The 1,216-nt window shown below is 63.5% G+C and carries 2 protein-coding genes; both read left to right on the top strand.

Annotated elements, in window-relative coordinates; translation table 11 throughout:
• Positions 1–108 precede the first annotated feature (108 nt).
• Entirely contained in the window at positions 109–255 is a 147-nt protein-coding gene (locus GJ632_RS21605; RefSeq protein WP_191453988.1) for a hypothetical protein, read from the top strand.
• Positions 256–392: 137 nt separating this feature from the next.
• Positions 393–1,216: BGTF surface domain-containing protein (locus GJ632_RS21600; RefSeq protein WP_343161324.1), on the top strand; the 824-nt coding region annotated here is incomplete at its 3' end.

Below are 1,216 nucleotides of genomic sequence, written 5' to 3'. Positions count from 1 at the left end.
ACGGTCGAAGACGAGAACGGCGACGGCGAAGTCAACCTCCTGTTCAAACACGTGGGGCGGCAACGGGGTCGCTCGGGGTAAACGTCGAGAACACGAAACGTCTACGACGTGCCCAACCTGGAGGACGACGACGACTCCATCACTGACGCCACCATCGAGGAAGGCGTCGACTCGCTCCTCGAATCCGGCGAGTACGACCTCGAAGTCCGCGCCGGTCAGAGCGAGGAAGAAGACTCGCAGGCGTCGGCACGCTGACGCTCGAAGAGCGCAACACGACGTCCATCCGTAGCTGGACCGCCCCGACGGGCACCAGCTTCGACGACACCGAAGAACTCTACGACGCGGTCGGTGACAACAACCTCACCCAGTCCAACCAGATCGCCTACGGCGACATGGCCGTCCACCAGCTCGAGGCCTCCGGTCTCGAAGGCCTGCTGGGCGCTCAGGACGAGGACGAGGTGACGAGTGAGTTCTTCGACAACGACGGCGACGAGTACAAGCTCACCGTCGAGCAGATGGACCCCGGTGCGAACCGCGACCCGTACCAGGTCCTCCTCGGCCCGGACAACGCGACCGTGTGGGCTGACTCGGAGAACGACACGTACTTCATCATCTACGACACGGACTCCAACAACCTGAACACGGACACGCGGTCCATCGAAGATGACGACTCGCTCGAAGCCAACTTCACCGTCTACGAGGACGAAGACAACCTCACCGACGTTGAAGACGGCGAGACCGTCCTCGACGACTACAGCTTCGTCGAGGCCGAGTACATGGTCGACGAGCCCGTGAACGTCTCGGCCTCTGGCGAGCAGACGATAATGGGCGAGACGACCGTCGCACCCGGCACGGAAGTCAGCCTGCGCGCCCGCTCCAGCGGCGACACGCAGCCGAGCTTCCTGAAGACGGCGACCGTCTACGTCACGGAGAACCAGACGTTCTCCAGTACATTCGACTTCAGCGAGCAGGAAGTCGGCGACACGTTCGAGCTGACAGTCCGTGGCGGCGCTGCTGACTCCGAGACGTTCGACGGGAACGTCGTGGAGAGCGTCGAGACGGAGACGAACATGACGGAGACGGAGATGACGGAGACGGAGATGACTGAGACGGAGATGACGGACACCGAAACCGAGGCGCCCGGTACGGACACGAAGCGCCCGGCGGACACCGAAGCGGCCCGGTACGGACACCGGCACGGAGCCTGCCACGAACC

Source organism: Halogeometricum sp. CBA1124 (assembly GCF_009741955.1).
Lineage (GTDB): Archaea > Halobacteriota > Halobacteria > Halobacteriales > Haloferacaceae > Halogeometricum > Halogeometricum rufum.
Note: the sequence above shows the minus strand (reverse complement) of the source record. Positions and strands in the feature narration are given on the sequence as shown.